General features: G+C 69.5%; 14 protein-coding genes. 5 read left to right on the plus strand and 9 right to left on the minus strand.

Going from position 1 to position 16,356, the window contains the following annotated elements; all coding sequences use genetic code 11:
- The first annotated feature begins 132 nt into the window (after nt 1–132).
- A complete protein-coding gene (locus SNR22_RS11065) occupies nt 133–393 on the plus strand; it encodes a DUF4190 domain-containing protein (protein WP_320066431.1) in 261 nt (86 codons plus the stop codon).
- A 58-nt stretch (nt 394–451) separates the two neighbouring features.
- Here the strand turns inward: SNR22_RS11065 and sucD are convergent, their stop codons facing one another.
- From sucD to SNR22_RS11080, 3 genes are all read right to left on the minus strand, one after another.
- Nucleotides 452–1,339, minus strand: a complete 888-nt coding sequence (gene sucD / locus SNR22_RS11070; protein WP_320066432.1) for a succinate--CoA ligase subunit alpha — start codon at nt 1,337–1,339, stop codon at nt 452–454.
- Nucleotides 1,340–1,341: 2 nt separating this feature from the next.
- Entirely contained in the window at nt 1,342–2,520 is a 1,179-nt protein-coding gene (gene sucC / locus SNR22_RS11075) for an ADP-forming succinate--CoA ligase subunit beta (RefSeq protein ID WP_320066433.1), read from the minus strand.
- Between the two features lie 500 nt (nt 2,521–3,020).
- Nucleotides 3,021–3,425 (minus strand): cobalamin B12-binding domain-containing protein, encoded by a 405-nt coding sequence (locus SNR22_RS11080; RefSeq protein ID WP_320066434.1) that lies wholly within the window; start codon nt 3,423–3,425, stop codon nt 3,021–3,023.
- A 431-nt stretch (nt 3,426–3,856) separates the two neighbouring features.
- On the opposite strand from SNR22_RS11080, the gene SNR22_RS11085 reads away from it, so the two are divergent.
- The gene (locus SNR22_RS11085) at nt 3,857–4,570 is read left to right on the plus strand and encodes a M23 family metallopeptidase (protein WP_320066435.1); all 714 of its coding nucleotides are present in this window, start codon (nt 3,857–3,859) and stop codon (nt 4,568–4,570) included.
- 273 nt (nt 4,571–4,843) lie between these two features.
- Entirely contained in the window at nt 4,844–5,638 is a 795-nt protein-coding gene (locus SNR22_RS11090) for a M23 family metallopeptidase (RefSeq protein ID WP_320066436.1), read from the plus strand.
- 146 nt (nt 5,639–5,784) lie between these two features.
- Here SNR22_RS11090 and SNR22_RS11095 read toward each other — a convergent pair whose 3' ends face one another.
- Nucleotides 5,785–6,720, minus strand: coding sequence for a phosphotransferase (locus SNR22_RS11095; protein WP_320066437.1), 936 nt, complete (start codon nt 6,718–6,720; stop codon nt 5,785–5,787).
- A gap of 353 nt (nt 6,721–7,073) precedes the next feature.
- The gene (pcrA, locus tag SNR22_RS11100; protein ID WP_320066438.1) at nt 7,074–9,500 is read right to left on the minus strand and encodes a DNA helicase PcrA; all 2,427 of its coding nucleotides are present in this window, start codon (nt 9,498–9,500) and stop codon (nt 7,074–7,076) included.
- A gap of 193 nt (nt 9,501–9,693) precedes the next feature.
- Between pcrA and SNR22_RS11105 the strand changes: the two genes are divergently transcribed.
- Nucleotides 9,694–11,544, plus strand: coding sequence for a bifunctional metallophosphatase/5'-nucleotidase (locus tag SNR22_RS11105; RefSeq protein WP_320066439.1), 1,851 nt, complete (start codon nt 9,694–9,696; stop codon nt 11,542–11,544).
- A gap of 230 nt (nt 11,545–11,774) precedes the next feature.
- A complete protein-coding gene (locus SNR22_RS11110; RefSeq protein WP_320066440.1) occupies nt 11,775–12,170 on the plus strand; it encodes a chorismate mutase in 396 nt (131 codons plus the stop codon).
- Between the two features lie 125 nt (nt 12,171–12,295).
- Here the strand turns inward: SNR22_RS11110 and SNR22_RS11115 are convergent, their stop codons facing one another.
- From SNR22_RS11115 to SNR22_RS11130, 4 genes are read right to left on the minus strand one after another with little or no spacing between them, the layout of a single operon-like run.
- Complete coding sequence (locus SNR22_RS11115; RefSeq protein WP_320066441.1) at nt 12,296–13,309, minus strand: dipeptide ABC transporter ATP-binding protein; 1,014 nt, start codon at nt 13,307–13,309, stop codon at nt 12,296–12,298.
- A complete protein-coding gene (locus SNR22_RS11120; RefSeq protein ID WP_320066595.1) occupies nt 13,302–14,330 on the minus strand; it encodes an ABC transporter ATP-binding protein in 1,029 nt (342 codons plus the stop codon). The genes SNR22_RS11115 and SNR22_RS11120 overlap by 8 nt, the downstream gene beginning before the upstream one ends.
- A 26-nt stretch (nt 14,331–14,356) precedes the next feature.
- Nucleotides 14,357–15,325, minus strand: a complete 969-nt coding sequence (locus SNR22_RS11125) for an ABC transporter permease (protein ID WP_320066442.1) — start codon at nt 15,323–15,325, stop codon at nt 14,357–14,359.
- Entirely contained in the window at nt 15,318–16,244 is a 927-nt protein-coding gene (locus SNR22_RS11130; protein WP_320066443.1) for an ABC transporter permease, read from the minus strand. Before SNR22_RS11130 ends, SNR22_RS11125 begins: the two co-directional genes overlap by 8 nt.
- Between the last annotated feature and the right edge of the window lie 112 nt (nt 16,245–16,356).

The raw sequence follows: 16,356 nt of genomic DNA on the forward strand, positions 1-16,356 counted from the left end.
CGCGGGCAGTCCGATACCGCCCTCGAGCGGCGGGAAGTTCCGTGATCCACCGACTTACCGTCCCCGATCCGGTCTAGCCTCGGCCCAGGGCGCGAATTTCCCGTCGCGGCCGGAGACCGCTCGGAGGAAGCCGTGAACGCTCCGTATCCACCGCCGCCGCCCGCCGGTGGTCGGGACCGCACCACGCTGTGGGGTGTGCTCGGCATCGTCCTCGGCCTGATCTGCTGTGGCATCCTCGGGATCGTCTTCGGGTATCTGTCGATCCGGGACGCCAAACGATACGGCCAGTCGCCGGTGCTCGGCTACGTCGCCATCGCGCTGGGTGTGATCAACATAATCGGCAGCGCCATCTTGCGGGCGAGCGGCAACTACCCGTTCTGGAACAACGACTGACCTGACGACGCGAGGGGGCCGACCATCCGGTCGACCCCCTCGGCGCGTCTCTCGGCGATCAGCCGGCGGACATAATCTCCCGCATCAGCTTGGCGGTCTCGGTCGGGGTCTTGCCGACCTTCACACCGACGGCCTCCAGCGCCTCCTTCTTGCCCTCGGCGGTGCCCGCCGAGCCGGAGATGATCGCGCCGGCGTGGCCCATGGTCTTGCCCGGGGGCGCGGTGAAGCCGGCGATGTAGCCGACCACCGGCTTGGTCACGTTCGCCTTGATGAACTCGGCGGCGCGCTCCTCGGCGTCCCCACCGATCTCGCCGATCATCACGATCGCGTCGGTCTCCGGGTCGGCCTCGAAGGCGGCCAGGGCGTCGATGTGGGTCGTCCCGATGATCGGGTCGCCGCCGATGCCGACACAGGTCGAGAAGCCGATGTCGCGCAGCTCGTACATCATCTGGTAGGTCAGCGTGCCGCTCTTGCTGACCAGGCCGATCCGGCCGGAGCCGGTGATGTCGGCCGGGATGATGCCGGCGTTGGAGGCGCCCGGCGAGGCGATGCCCGGGCAGTTCGGCCCGACGACCCGGGTCCGCTCCCCCTTGGCCACGTTGTGCGCCCAGAACACGGCGGTGTCGTGCACCGGCACGCCCTCGGTGATCACCACGGCCAGGCCGATCTCGGCGTCGATCGCCTCGATCACGGCGGCCTTGGTGAACTGCGGCGGAACGAAGATGACTGTGACGTCGGCCCCGGTCTGCGCCATCGCGTCGGCGACGGTCGCGAAGACCGGCAGCGCGGTGCCGTCGAAGTCCACGCTCTGGCCCGCCTTGCGCGGGTTGGTGCCGCCCACCACGTTGGTGCCGGCGGCGAGCATTCGCCGGGTGTGCTTGGAACCCTCGGAACCGGTCATCCCTTGCACGATGACCTTCGAGTCCTTGGTCAGCCAGATTGCCATGTTCAGACCCCCGCAGCCGCCAGCTCGGCGGCCCGCTCGGCCGCGCCGTCCATGGTGTCGACCCGCTGCACGAGCGGGTTCTTCGCGCCGTCCAGGATCGCCCGGCCGGCCTCGGCGTTGTTGCCGTCGAGGCGGACGACGAGCGGCTTGGTGACCTTCTCGCCGCGCTGCTCCAGCAGGGCCAGTGCCTGGACGATGCCGTTGGCGACCTCGTCGCAGGCGGTGATGCCGCCGAACACATTGACGAAGATGCTGCGCACCGACGGGTCGGACAGGACGATCTCCAGCCCGTTCGCCATTACCGCGGCGCTGGCACCGCCGCCGATGTCGAGGAAGTTGGCCGGCTTGACGCCGCCGTGCCGCTCCCCCGCGTACGCGACCACGTCGAGGGTCGACATGACCAGACCCGCACCGTTGCCGATGATGCCGACCTCGCCGTCGAGCTTGACGTAGTTGAGGTCCTTCTCCTTGGCGGCCTGCTCCAGCGGGTCCACCGCAGCCTGGTCGACCAGCGCCTCGTGGTCGGGGTGCCGGAAGCCGGCGTTCTCGTCCAGGGTCACCTTGGCGTCGAGCAGCAGCAGCTTGCCGTCGCCGGTCGTCGCCAGCGGGTTCACCTCGACCAGCGTGGCATCCTCGGCGACGAACGCCTGCCAGAGCCCGACGGCGACCTCGACGACCTGGTCGGCGACCTCGGCGGGGAAGTTCGCGGCGGTGACGATCTCACGCGCCTTGGCCTCGTCCACGCCCTTGACGGCGTCGATCGGGGCCTTGACGACCTTGTCCGGGGTATCGGCGGCGACCTGCTCGATGTCCATCCCGCCGGCGACGCTGGCGATGCAGAGGAAGGTGCGGTTCGCCCGGTCGAGCAGGTACGAGAAGTAGTACTCCTCGGCCACGTCCGCGGTCACCGTGATCATGACCTTGTGGACCGTGTGACCCTTGATGTCCATGCCGAGGATGTCGGTGGCGCGGGCCACCGTCTCATCCGTGCCCTCGGCCAGCTTGACGCCGCCCGCCTTGCCCCGGCCACCGACCTTCACCTGTGCCTTGACGACCACCCGACCGCCGAGGCGTTCGGCGATCGCGCGGGCCTCCTCCGGGGTGTTGGCGACGCCGCCGGCGAGCACGGGCAAGCCGTGCCGCTCGAACAGGTCCCGCCCCTGGTACTCGTACAGGTCCACGATTGCGCGTCCCGTCCCGTCTCCGCGGCGCGCCATCGCGCCGCCGCCAGCGTGTGAAAAGAGTTTGACGCCTGTCATCAGTTGTAACAGGCCATTGGGCGCAGCCTAGCGAGGTCGGCACGGCCGGCAACCGAGCGGGTGCACGGTGTGCCCTAATCCACAACCAGCCCGGCGACCCCGGTGGCATCATCCGCCCGAGGGGTCCGGGCAACGGACCGACCGGCCGGCAGCGGGGCAGCGGGGCAACCGGCCAGCGGTCGGCGCGGGGCGGGGCCGGCGGCGAGGCCGGAGGTGCCCGCCGATGATGTTCGCCGAGCCGCGTAACCCCCTGGTCAGGGCCTCGTTGAGTCAGATGTCGGAGCGCTGCTCAGCGCGACGGCGGGAGACGGCCGATGCCCTGTCGGTCGAGGGGTGGCGGCGGGGCATCGTGCATAGAGGGGCCGGACGTGTGAGGGGTGCGTCCGGCCCCTCCCCCGTGTCCGGGGGAGGGTCGCCTCGGGTCAGCCCACCGGCTGGGCGACGTTGGACCGGACCCACTCCACGATCGACTGGGTGGTCGCTCCCGGGGTGAAGATCTTCGCGACGCCGAGCTGCTCCAGCTCCGGGATGTCAGCGGCCGGGATGATGCCGCCGCCGAAGACGACGATGTCCCGCGCGTCGCGATCTCCGAGCAGCTCGATGACCCGCTTGAACAGCGTCATGTGCGCCCCGGACAGCACCGAGAGCCCGACGGCGTCGGCGTCCTCCTGGATGGCGGTCTCCACGATCTGCTCCGGCGTCTGGTGCAGGCCGGTGTAGATGACCTCCATGCCGGCGTCCCGCAGGGCGCGGGCGACGACCTTGGCCCCACGGTCGTGGCCGTCGAGGCCCGGCTTCGCGACGACGACCCGGATACGAGAGCTCATCAGCGGACACCTTTCGAGGCGCTACGACTGTCACCTGAACGAACGGTAACCCGACCGGCCGCCGCCGGGGAATCCGGGCGTCCGCACAGCGGAGCGGAGGGGGCCGACCCAGCCTCCGTGAGCCCTGAGAGCCCTAGCACCGCAAGAGTGACCAGCCAGGGTCGGACATCGGTGACGGCGATCACGATCTGCGACGAAAAGGCAGTGACGAGGCCACCCGCCAGAGTGACGGGACCCCACAATAAGGGGCACAACCGGACAGATCGACACGCCAATTATTCGGTCTGGCTTGTGACTGGCGTGGCGGTTGGCTACCGTTGCCACGGTTGTCATCAGGTCCACGGACGGGTGACGACGCGGCCAGCCGACGTTCAACACCGCTTCACGAACGCCGGCCGACCGCTTCGGAACCCCGACAACGGAGGGTGTGCGTGCGCCAGCGCCTGTCGTCTGAGCCCGATCGATATCGCGGCCGCCGCCGCGTGCCCACCCCCCCGCGCAGCCGTTACGCCGCCGTCGTCACCACCGCGTTCGTCGGTGCGGGCATGGTCGCGCTCGGCGCGGCCGCACTGCCGGACGCCAAGACCGTCAGCCCGTCGGTCCTCGACGAGCTCAAGCAGGCCTCGATCACCAGCCAGGACGTCGCCGGCCGCGCGGATTCCGCCGACCGGGCCTCGCGGGACGGCCGGACGGAGACGAAGGGCTCGACCGAGCAGGACGTCTGGCTCCTGCCCCTTCAGGGCTACGACTTCAACGCGCCCTACGGCATGCACCTGGGCAAGCTGCACACCGGCGTCGACCTGGTCGCCCCGGAGGGCACCCCCTTCGTCGCCATCCACGCGGGCACCGTCACCAAGGCCGGCTGGTTCGGCGGCTACGGCTACGCGGTGATGGTCAAGCACACCGACGGCAGCGAGGCCATCTACGGCCACTCCTCCCTGGTGAGCGTCAAGGAGGGGCAGCAGGTGAAGGCCGGCGACCAGCTCGGCCTGGTCGGCAACACCGGCCACTCCTACGGCTCGCACCTGCACCTGGAGCTCCATGTCAACGGGGACCCGAAGGACCCGGTGCCTTACCTCCAGGACCGCGGAGTGGACATCAAGCTGCAAGTCGAGGCATTTTACAGCGACGTAGCCACACCCTGACACTGCGTATCGCCCATTGACCGCCCGGATCAGCCGATCCGGGCGGTTCTTTGTCCCGGTGCTGCGGCCGAATGTCTCCTGGATCACAGGAAGAGATGTGACCGGCGACACAAGGGCCATGATCACTTATCCGGACGCAACCGCCGAAGAGTGGACACAACGCGCCGGAGGCGGCCGTACCGCGACGCGGCTGCCCGCCCCCTCCCGCCGGCCCACCGGCGCAAACACCAAGATTTCGAGGTCCCTGCCCCTCGAAGACGTAAAGGTTCCGCCGTGCAGGAAGTGAACAGCCGCAACGAGAGCAACCCCGCCGTCCCGGCCCGCCACCGACGCGGCGGGCGGGCCCTGGTCATCGGTGCGGTGGCTCTGCTCGGGCTCGGCCTCGCCGGCGTCGCCGTCGCCACGACCGGCGGTGACGACGAGTCGACCCCGGCCGCCGTGGCGATCGACGCCCGGGCCCGCGCCGAAGCCGACGCCCGTGCCGACCGCTCCGTGCGCGAGTCGGGAAGCCCGGCCGCCCCGGCCGCCAGTCCCACCACCGCATCGCCCAGCCCGTCGAGCGCGAGTCCCACCCCGAGGAGCGCGAGTCCCACCCCGACGAGGAAGGCGACCGCCAAGCCCAAGCCCCAACTGAAGATCACAGCGAAGAAGGCCAGCAAGCCCGCGCCGTCCTGGGTCATCCCGATGGCGGGCGCCGAAATCACCTCCTGCTACGGCCAGCGGTGGGGCACCCTGCACGCCGGGATCGACTTCGCCCTCCCCGCCGGCACCCCGATCCACGTCGCCGCCGCAGGCACCGTGGTCAAGGCCGGCGACGTCGGCGACGGGTACGGCATCTCCGTCTTCGTCGACCACGGCAACGGCTACCTGACCCACTACGCCCACCAGAGCCGCACCACGGTCGGCGAGGGCGACAAGGTGAAGGTCGGCCAGGTCATCGGCTACGAGGGCTCCACCGGCGACTCCACCGGCCCGCACCTGCACTTCGAGGTGCACCAGGGCGCCATGTGGAACCAGATCGACCCGGCGCCGTTCCTGCGCGCCCGGGGCATCGACGTGGCCTGCTGACGGCGACGGCCGCTGTAGGTTCTCGTTGAAGATGTCTGATGTTCCCCGGGTTTGTGGAGTCGTCGTGGTTGGTTTCATGCCACGGACAGGGAAATCGGTCGGACTCTCTCATACTCGCAAACCAGCTCCATCGAACCCGGGGAACATCAGTCCGGTACGCCATGCCCAACCCAACGCCGGACCTGCTCGGCGGCTTGGTCAGCAACGGCGTGCCCCACAGGGCGAGTCAGCAGGTCACTCAATGCGAACATGTCCAGGACCCGCCCCACATAGGTCCAGTTCTGCACCAGCGGCAGGTCTGCGGGCTGCTGCTCAGCGAAGCCCGCCTGGAAGCCATCCAAGAACCCGGCGGGATAGTCAGCGCCAAACCGGGCCATGTTCGCAGCATCGCCATACGGGCAACCGGAATAACTGAACTCCCAGTCGAGCAGCGCATCCACTCGCCAACCGCCGCCCACCCGAGAGACCAGGATGTTCTTCGGGTTGATGTCGGCATGCACCAGCCGAGCCTGACCGTCAATGCCTTCCAGCGCCGTCGCGTGAGCCGCGCACAACTTCACCCAAGCACGACGCGTCTCGCCGTCGAGCCGGCTGTCGGGAACCGCAGCCATACAACCCTCGGCGACCGCCACCAACTGCTGCGACCAGGGGCGCTCCTCCTTGACGGTGAGATTCCCGTCCACGAAGAAACCTCGTCGGTCGAACGCCGCAGCAGCGACTCGCCCGACGACCCTTCCGACCTCAGCGCCCAGTTCGCCCGCTTCGGGCCGGCCAAGAGCGCCTCCAGCAAGCATCTCGCTCAGCGCGACACCCTCCACGAACTCAATGACCATCGCGGGTCGCACTCGCCCGTCTCCGGCACGCTTGACCAACAAGACATCCGGAACCGGCACATACCGGCGGGCGAGATCCATGACCCCCGCCTCAACCGCCGGGTCCGTTCCCCCGAACCGGGCAACGACCCGACGGTCAGCAAGCGTGAGCAGGCAAGTCTCGTGAGAGAAACCGCCCGCCAACACGGATGTCGTTACGACCTTGCTACCCAACGCCGCCGCGATCCCCTCAAGTTCCTCGATCCGCATTGGCCCAGTCAATCAAGACCCCACGACATCCGACCGAATTATGCGCTGGCAGTGCACCCCGATCCCACGGCGCCGCCACCAGCCGGACGGGGATGCCTCGGCTACGCCCACCGCAGCGGCGTCGCGCCGCACCCGAGCCCAAGGTCATCAAGAAAACGATAAACCGCTGAGAACAACCAGACGACAAACCGCTGAGAAACCACCAGCATGCCCAGGTCAAACGACGCGAGTCCGACAAGATCAACGAGAACCGACGGCCGCCAGGACCGCGCCGGCCGGCCCCGTCGCGGGGACGTACGCGCAACAACGACGGCCCGGCCCGGCAGCACACGCCGGGCCGGGCCGCCGCCGGGTCAGAGCTTGTCGATCGGGGCGTGCCGCAGCACCAGCCACATCGTCTGGTCGCCGAAGTCGATCTGCGCACGCGCCCCCGGGCCGTGCCCCTCCACGGCGACCACCCGGCCCAGGCCGTACCGCTGGTGGTTGACCCGGTCCCCGGCCGCCACCTTGGGCCCCTGGGGCAACTCGCTGGCCGTGGCCAGCCGGCTGCCGTCCACGCCGAGACGCTTGGCCAGCTGCGCCGCCTTGGGCGTGCCCCCGGCGAAGCCGCCCGGCCGGTCCGCACGGCCCCCGACGCCACCGCCACCGCCACCCCACGCGGTGTACGTCCCCTCGGTGCGCTCCCAGCGCACCAGCTCCGGCGGCAGCTCCTCCAGGAACCGCGACGGTGGGTTGTAGGCCGGCTGCCCCCATGCCGAGCGGGTCACCGCGCGGGACAGGTAGAGCCGCTGACGGGCCCGGGTGATGCCCACGTACGCCAGCCGGCGCTCCTCTTCCAGCTCCCGGGTGTCGCCGAGGGAGCGCAGGTGCGGGAAGACGCCGTCCTCCAGCCCGGTCAGGAACACCACCGGGAACTCCAGGCCCTTGGCGGTGTGCAGGGTCATCAGGGTGACCACGCCCGGGTGCGGCTCCGCGTCGTCGGCCTCGGTGCCGCCCGGTGCCGAGCCGGGCTGCTCAGGGATCTGGTCGGCGTCGGCGACCAGCGCCACCTGCTCCAGGAAGCCGGCCAGGGTGGCCCGCTCCCCCTCGGCGCCCAGCGCCTCGATCCGCTCGGTGTACTCCCGGGCGACGCTGACCAACTCCTGGAGGTTGTCGACCCGGCCGGCGTCCTGCGGATCGAGGCTCTCCTCCAACTCGGCGAGGTAACCGGAGCGGGTGAGCACGGCCTCCAGGACCTCCTCCGGGGTGCCGGTCGCGGCCAGCTCCCGCGCCCCGTCGAGCAAGGCGACGAAGTCGGCGATGCCGTTGGCCGCCCGGCTGGATATGCCCGGCGCCTCCCTGGCCCGGCGCAGCGCGGCACCGAAGGAGATCCGGTCCCGGCCGGAGAGCGCCTCGACGCACGCCTCGGCCCGGTCGCCGATGCCCCGGCGGGGGGTGTTGAGGACCCGGCGCAGGCTGACGATGTCGTCGTCGTTGACCACCGCGCGCAGGTAGGCCAGCGCGTCGCGGACCTCCTTGCGCTCGTAGAAGCGCACCCCGCCGACCACCTTGTACGGCAGGCCGACCCGGATGAACACCTCCTCGAAGACCCGGGACTGGGCGTTGGTGCGGTAGAAGACCGCGACGTCGCCGGGGCGGGTGTCACCGTCGTCGACCAGCCGGTCGATCTCCCGACCCACCCAGTCCGCCTCGGCGTGCTCGGCGTCCGCGACGTACCCGACGATCTGCTCGCCAGCCCCGGCGTCGCTCCACAGCCGCTTGGGCTTGCGGGAGGTGTTCCGGTCGATCACCGCGTTGGCGGCGTTGAGGATGGTCTGGGTGGAGCGGTAGTTCTGCTCCAGCAGGATCGTCCGGGCGTCGGTGAAGTCCCGCTCGAACTCCAGGATGTTGCGGATCGTCGCGCCCCGGAACGCGTAGATCGACTGGTCGGCGTCGCCCACCACGCAGAGCTCGGCCGGCTCGAGCCCCTCGGTGCCGGAGACCAGCTCCTTGATCAGCGTGTACTGGGCGCGGTTGGTGTCCTGGTACTCGTCCACCAGGACGTGCCGGAAGCGGCGGCGGTAGCTCTCCGCGACGTGCGGATGCGACTGGAGCAGGTGCACCGTCGTCATGATCAGGTCGTCGAAGTCCAGCGCGTGCGCCTCGCGCAGCCGCCGCTGGTAGAGCGTGTACGCCTCGGCGAGCGCCCGCTCATTGGGGCCGTTGGCCCGGCCGGCGAACTCCTCCGGGTCGACCAGCTCGTTCTTCAGGTTGGAGACCTGGGCGGCCAACCCACGCGCCGGATAGCGCTTCGGGTCGAGGTCCAGCTCGCGGGCGACGAGCTGCATCAGCCGGCGAGAGTCGTCGGCGTCGTAGATCGAGAAGGTCGACTTCAGGCCGGCGTGCTCGTGCTCGGCCCGCAGGATCCGCACACAGGCCGAGTGGAACGTCGACACCCACATCAGCCGGGCACGCGGGCCGACCAGGTGGGTCACCCGCTCCTTCATCTCGCCAGCGGCCTTGTTGGTGAAGGTGATCGCGATGATCTCGCCGGGGTGCACGTCCCGGGCGGCGAGCAGGTACGCGATCCGATGGGTGAGCACCCGGGTCTTGCCGGAGCCGGCACCGGCCACGATCAGCAGCGGCGAGCCGGAATGGGTGACGGCATCGCGCTGGGGCCCGTTCAGGCCCTCCACCAGCTGCTGCGGGTCGAGTCGGACCGGTGGGCCGGCGCGGCGCGGCGGGGCCGACGCGGGCTCGGGATCGGGCGGGGACACGGGGATGTCGAAGAGAGGCTGCATCGCAGGGCGAGTCTATGCCGCCGGTCGGACACTTCCCGACTCACTGCCCCGCCCGCCACCGCCTTCGGGCCCCGGCGTACAGCCCGAAGAGACCAAGCCGTCATCCGACCGGCTCTGGCGCGTCCGTCCCGGATAAACGACGATGGCCGGGAAACCCCGGATCCTCCCCCGTACACGATTTGGGAGACACACCATGAGTCAACCGCGCTCGCGCGGTCGGGCGGTGCTGCGTCACCTCGCCGCGCCGGCCCTCGCACTGGCCGTCGTCGCCACGCTGCCGGCCGCCACACGGCCCGCGCCGGCCCCGGCCGCCGACCCCCCGGCGGCCCTCGCCCCGGTCTCGGTCTCCTACGCCACGCCGCTCGGCGGCGAGGTCAAGGGCAACTTCCTCAGCTACAACGACTTCCACGGTGCCATCGACCCGCCGACCGGCAGCGGCGCCGCCGTCAACGGCACCCCCGCCGGTGGGGTGGAATACCTGGCCACCTGGCTGAAGAAGCTCCGCACCGAGGCCAAGGCCGAGGGTCGGACCAGCACCACCGTCGGCGCCGGCGACCTGGTCGGCGCGTCGCCACTGGTCAGCGCCGCGTTCCACGACGAGCCGACGATCGAGCTGATGGACGAGATCGGGCTCCAGGTGAGCTCGGTCGGCAACCACGAGTTCGACGAGGGCGTCAACGAGCTGCTCCGGCTCAACAAGGGCGGCTGCCACCCGGTGGACGGCTGCGCCGACGGCGACGGCTTCGCCGGCGCGAAGTTCAACTACCTCGCGGCCAACACGATCAACAAGAAGACCGGCCTGCCGATCCTGCCCCCGGTCGACGTCAAGCTCGTCGGCGGCGTGCCGGTCGGCTTCGTCGGGGTCACCCTGGAGGGCACCCCGGGCATCGTCAACCCCGCCGGCATCACCTCGGTCACCTTCGCCGACGAGGTGGAGACCGCCAACAAGTGGGGCGGGCTGCTCAAGCTCTTCGGCGTCAAGGCGATGGTGCTGCTGGTGCATGAGGGCGGCGCGCAGTCGCCGCCGCCGAGCACCCCGGGCGTCTCCGACTGCGCCAACTTCTCCGGCCCGATCGTGGACATCGTGCGCGGCCTGCGACCGGAGTTCGGCCTAGTCGTCTCCGGCCACACCCACCGCTTCTACTCCTGCTCGCTGCCGAACTCGGCCGGCCAGCAGAGCGTGGTCACCAGCGCCGGCACCAACGGCCAGCTGATCACGGACGTGGACTACTCGCTGGACCGCCGCTCCGGGCGGTTCACCGGGATCACCGCCCGCAACGTGGTCGTCGAGAACGGCGTCCGCAATGCCGACGGAACCTGGCAGCAGAGCACCCCCGGCGTCTTCGTGCGTAACCCCGCGCTGGTCGACGCGCGCGCGAAGGCGCTGGCCGACAAGTACCGCGCGGCGGTCGCCCCGATCGCCAACCGGGTGGTCGGGAGGATCAGCGCGGACATCGTCCGGGACGTCCGGCCCAACGGCGAGAGTCCGCTCGGCGACGTGATCGCCGACGCGCAACTGGCGTACACCCAGGGTGAGGGGGCGCAGATCGCGCTGATGAACCCGGGCGGCGTCCGGGCCTCCCTGTCGTACGGGGCGTCGACCGGCGGCGAGGCACCGGGCGAGGTGACCTACGGCGAGACGTTCAGCGTGCAGCCGTTCAACAACCTGGTGGTCACCCAGACCTTCACCGGGGCCCAGCTGAAGAACGTGCTGGAACAACAGTTCCCGGGCTTCAACGGGCAGACCAGCCAGCGGATCCTCCAGGTCTCCGCCGGGCTGACCTACTCGTACGACAGCACCGCCCCGGCGGGCTCCCGGGTGAGCGCGCTGGCCCTGAACGGCACCCCGGTCGACCCGGCGGCCAGCTACCGGGTCACCACGAACGACTTCCTGGCCAACGGCGGCGACAGCTTTACCGAACTGGCCGGCGGAACCGGCCGCACCACCGCCCCCGGCTTCGACGTCGACGCCCTGGTGTCGTACCTGAGCGCGGGAGCCCCGGTCGCCCCGGGCACCGCCGACCGCATCACCCGCCTCGGCTGATCCGAAAGCGGGTGGATTCGGCGCGAAATCCTTGCGGAGCGGGCCGACAGGTCGGCATACTCGACGACATGTTCGGTCAGCGCTTCTACTTTTACTACGGCACCGGAAGTCCGGCAGCCGTGGGTCGCGCCTGATCAGATCAGACCTACGAAAAGCCCCGGGCTCGCCGAGCCCGGGGCTTTTCGGTCCCGGGATCCGGGCACCGGGCCCGATCTCCGAGGGGTACGGCGATGATGACAGACGTGGTGGAGCAGAGCAGCGGTGTGGCGCGGTCCCGGTCGAGCGACGAACACGAGGGCGGTGCCCGCCCGGCCGGTGACGGCGGGACGGAACCGACGGCCGAAACCGTCGGCGGGGCCCGGACCGGCACGGAGGACTCCGCCGCCGGCGCGCGGATCGTCGCCATCAGGGAACGCATCGACGAGATCGACCGCACGCTCATCGAGCTGTGGCACGAGCGGGCGACGCTCTCCCAGGAGGTGGGGGTGACGCGGATGGCCTCCGGCGGCACCAGGCTGGTACTCAGCCGCGAGCGCGACATCCTGGAACGGTTCCGTGAGGCCCTCGGCGCAGACGGCACCCAACTCGCCCTACTCCTCCTACGAGCCGGCCGCGGCCCCCTATAACCCCACCCACCCACCCTCTCCGCACGCAAATACACGGAAAGAGTGCCTCTGCGCGACCGCAAGGCCACTCTTTCCGTGTATTTGCGCACTCACGGGGTGGGGTGGGGTGGGGTGAGGTCGGGGGGTCAGGCCTGGTGGGTGGGGACGATTTCGCGCTTCTCCGCGAAGTGGCAGGCGCTCAGGTGGTCCGAGCCGGAGCGGAGCTCCAGCAGCGGGACCTGCTCGGCACAGAGGTCCTGCGCCTTCCAGCACCGGGTGCGGAACCGGCAGCCCGAGGGCGGGCTGATCGGCGACGGGACGTCACCGGTGAGCCGGATGATCGTCTTGTTGTTCCGCTGGGTCGGGTCCGGCACCGGCACCGCCGAGAGCAGAGCCTGGGTGTACGGGTGGGTCGGCCGCTCGTAGATCTCGTCCTCGGTGCCGATCTCCACGATCTTGCCGAGGTACATCACCGCGACCCGGTCCGAGAGGTGGCGGACCACCGACAGATCGTGGGCGATGAAGACGTACGACAGGCCGAACTCGCCCTGGAGCTTCTCCAGCAGGTTCATCACCTGAGCCTGGATGGAGACGTCCAGCGCCGACACCGGCTCGTCGCAGACGATCACCTCGGGCCGCAGCGCGAGCGCCCGGGCGATGCCGATGCGCTGGCGCTGACCGCCGGAGAACTGGTGCGGATACCGGTTGATGTGCTCCGGGTTGAGCCCGACCAGGTCGAGCAACTCCCTGACCTTGTCCCGACGGCTACCCTTCGGCGCCACCTCCGGGTGGATCTCGAACGGCTCACCGAGCAGGTCGCCGACGGTCATCCGAGGGTTCAAAGAGGTGTACGGGTCCTGCATCACCAGCTGGATCTGCCGGCGGAGTCGCCGCAGCGCCCCACCGGAGAGCTTGGAGATGTCCTGGCCCTTGTAGACCACGTTGCCGGCGGTCGGCTTCTCCAGGTTCATCAGCACCCGGGCGAGGGTCGACTTGCCGCAGCCGGACTCGCCGACCACGCCGAGCGTCTCGCCGGCACGTAGACCGAACGAGACCCCGTCGACCGCCTTGACCTGACCGACGGTCTTCTTGAACACCACACCCTTGGTGACGGGGTAGTGCTTGACCAGGTCACGGACCTCGATAATGTTCTCAGTCACGGTTCACCAGCTCCTCGGCGAAGTGGCAGGCGCTGGCCCGGGCGTGGCCCACCTGCAGCAGCGGCGGGACCTTCTCCCGGCACACCGGCTGGACCTTGGGGCAGCGCGGGTTGAACGGGCAGCCCGGCGGGATGTTCATCAGGTTCGGCGGGAGGCCCTTGATCGTCCGGAGCTGCTGCCCCTTCTCGGTCAGCCGCGGAATGGAGTCGATCAGGCCCATCGTGTACGGGTGCGCCGGCTTGGCGTACAAGTCGTACACGTCGGCTTCCTCGACGATCCGGCCCGCGTACATGACGGCGATCCGGTCCGCGACGTCGGCGACCACGCCGAGGTCGTGGGTGATCAGGATCATGCCCATCTGCCGCTCACGCTGAAGCTCGGCGAGCAGGTCCATGATCTGGGCCTGCACGGTCACGTCGAGCGCGGTGGTCGGCTCGTCCGCGATCAGCACCTCCGGGTCGAGCGCCAGCGACATCGCGATCATCGCCCGCTGCCGCATACCGCCGGAGAACTGGTGCGGATAGTTGCTGAACCGGCCCTTGGCATTCGGGATCTTGACCTGGTCGAGCATCTCGATCGCACGCTTCTTGGCGTCGGCGCGACCCATGCCTCGCCGAACCCGGAACTGCTCGGCGATCTGGAACCCGACGGTGAAGACCGGGTTCAGCGCGGAGAGCGCGTCCTGGAAGATCATCGCCATGCCCTCACCGCGGATGCGGCGACGCTCCTCGTTGGACATGCGGAGCATGTCCTTGCCGTGGAAGCGGACCTGCCCGCCGGTGACGAAGCCGGGCGGGGTGTCGAGGATGCCCATGATGGTCTGCGCCGTGACGCTCTTACCAGAGCCGGACTCGCCGAGCACGGCGAGGGTCTCTCCCGCGTCGACGTGATACGTGACCCCGTTGATGACCTTGGCGACGCCGTCCCGGGTACGGAACTCCACCCGCAGGTCTTCGACCTCGAGCAGCCGGCCGGAGGGACGTCCGGAGTCGCCGGTTCCCGGCGCGGACTGCTCTGACACGAGAATGTCGGACAACTGGATCTCCCCTAGCGGAGTTTCGGATCGAGGGCCTCGCGGACCGCCTCGCCGAGCATCACGAAGCTCAGCACTGCGGTGACGAGGAACGCGGCGGGGAAGAACACCAACCCCGGCGCGACCCGGAGGAACTGCTGTCCGTCGTTGATCATGATGCCCCAGGACACCACCGGTGACCTCAGTCCGACGCCCAGGAACGACAGGGTCGCCTCGGCGCCGATGAACGAACCGACCATGATCGTGCCGTAGACCAGCAGCGGGGCCAGGCAGTTCGGCAGCAGGTGTTTGAGGATGATCCGGCCGGTGCCGGCACCCAGCGCGCGGGCCGCGACGATGTAGTCGGCCTCCTTGGTGGCCAGCACCGCGGAACGCATCAGCCGCATCACGACCGGCCAGCTCAGGACGATCAGGGAAGTAATCACCAGGCCCATGATCTTGGCCTTGCTGTTGCCGCTGCCCGGGCCGTTGAACGTGGTCAGGATGACGATCGCGCCGAGCACGAAGGGCAGACCGAAGAAGACGTCGGCGATCCGGCTCAGCAGACCGTCCACCCAGCCACCGAGGTAGCCGGCGATGATGCCCATGGTGCCGCCGACCAGCAGGGTGCCGATCACGGAGAGCACGGCCACCACGATGGAGGCCCGCGCGCCGTAGATGACCCGGGCGTACACGTCCCGACCCAGCAGGTCGTACCCGAACCAGCCGTCCGCGCCCGGTTTGATCAGGCTGCGCGACAGCGAGCCGTTCACCGCGTCGCCCGGAGCGAACAGCCCCGGGAAGGCCGCCATCAGCAGGTAGATCACGATCAGCGTGGCCGAGAGCCAGAACAACGGCTTGCGCCGCAGATCCCGCCAGGCGTCATCCAGCAGGCCACGCGGCTTCTCGTTGCTCTGCGGCAGGCCCGTCCCGGTGGGGGCGACGACATCGGTGGGCTGGGCGGCAGGCGTGCTGACGATCGATGCGGCGCTCGGGTCACTCATAGCGGATCCTCGGGTCAAGGGCGGCGTAGAGCAGGTCAACCAGCAGGTTCATCACGAGATAGACCAGCACGAGGACGACCACGATCCCTACCACGGTAGCGCTCTCTTTGGTGACGATCGCGCGGAGGACCTGGCGGCCGATTCCGTTGATGCCGAAGATGCCCTCGGTGACGATCGCGCCGCCCATCAGGGCGCCGAGGTCGGTGCCGAGCAGGGTGACCACCGGGATGAGCGAGTTACGCAGCAGGTGCACGCCCACCACCCGACGCATCGGAAGGCCCTTGGCGATGGCGGTACGCACGTAGTCGGCGCGACGGTTCTCCGCGATGCTCGTTCGCGCCAGCCGGGCGATGTACGCCACCGACGCGCTGCCGAGCACGAAGCCCGGCACGATCAGCTCGGAGAACCGCATCTCGGAGGAGACGGTCGGCTTGATGATGCCCCACTGGACGCCCAGCAGCCACTGAAGCACGAAGCCGACGACGAAGACCGGCAGCGCGATCAGGAAGAGGGAGGAGACCAGGACCAGGTTGTCCAGGAAGCCGTTGCGCCGCAGACCGGTCAGCACGCCGGCACCGAGGCCGATCACGGCCTCGATGGCGAGCGCCACCACGGCCAGCTTCAGGGTGTTCGGGTACGACGTCAGGATGATGTCACTGATCTCGCGCTGCGAGAACGTGGTGCCGAAGTCGCCCTGGAGCAGGTTCTTCATGTAGTTCCCGTACTGCACGAAGACGTTCTCGTCCAGGTGGTACTTCTCGGTCATGACGGCGATGTACTGATCCGGACAGCGGCGCTCGCCGCACTTGCCGGCGAACGGGTCGCCAGGAACAGCCCAGACGAGCCAGTAGATCAGGAACGTCGTACCGATGAAGACCGGCACGAGTTGGAGCAGCCGTCTCAACAGATAACGGCCCATGGGGTGGTCCTCCAGACAGGGGGCGCGTCGGACGGCCGACACGGGGTGACAACCTGGCGAGCGGAGTGTGGTGACACCCACTCGCGGAACGGCCCCGGGTCGGGCTCACCGG

Origin of the sequence: Micromonospora sp. RTGN7 (assembly GCF_033804645.1) — a bacterium.
Classification (GTDB): domain Bacteria; phylum Actinomycetota; class Actinomycetes; order Mycobacteriales; family Micromonosporaceae; genus Micromonospora.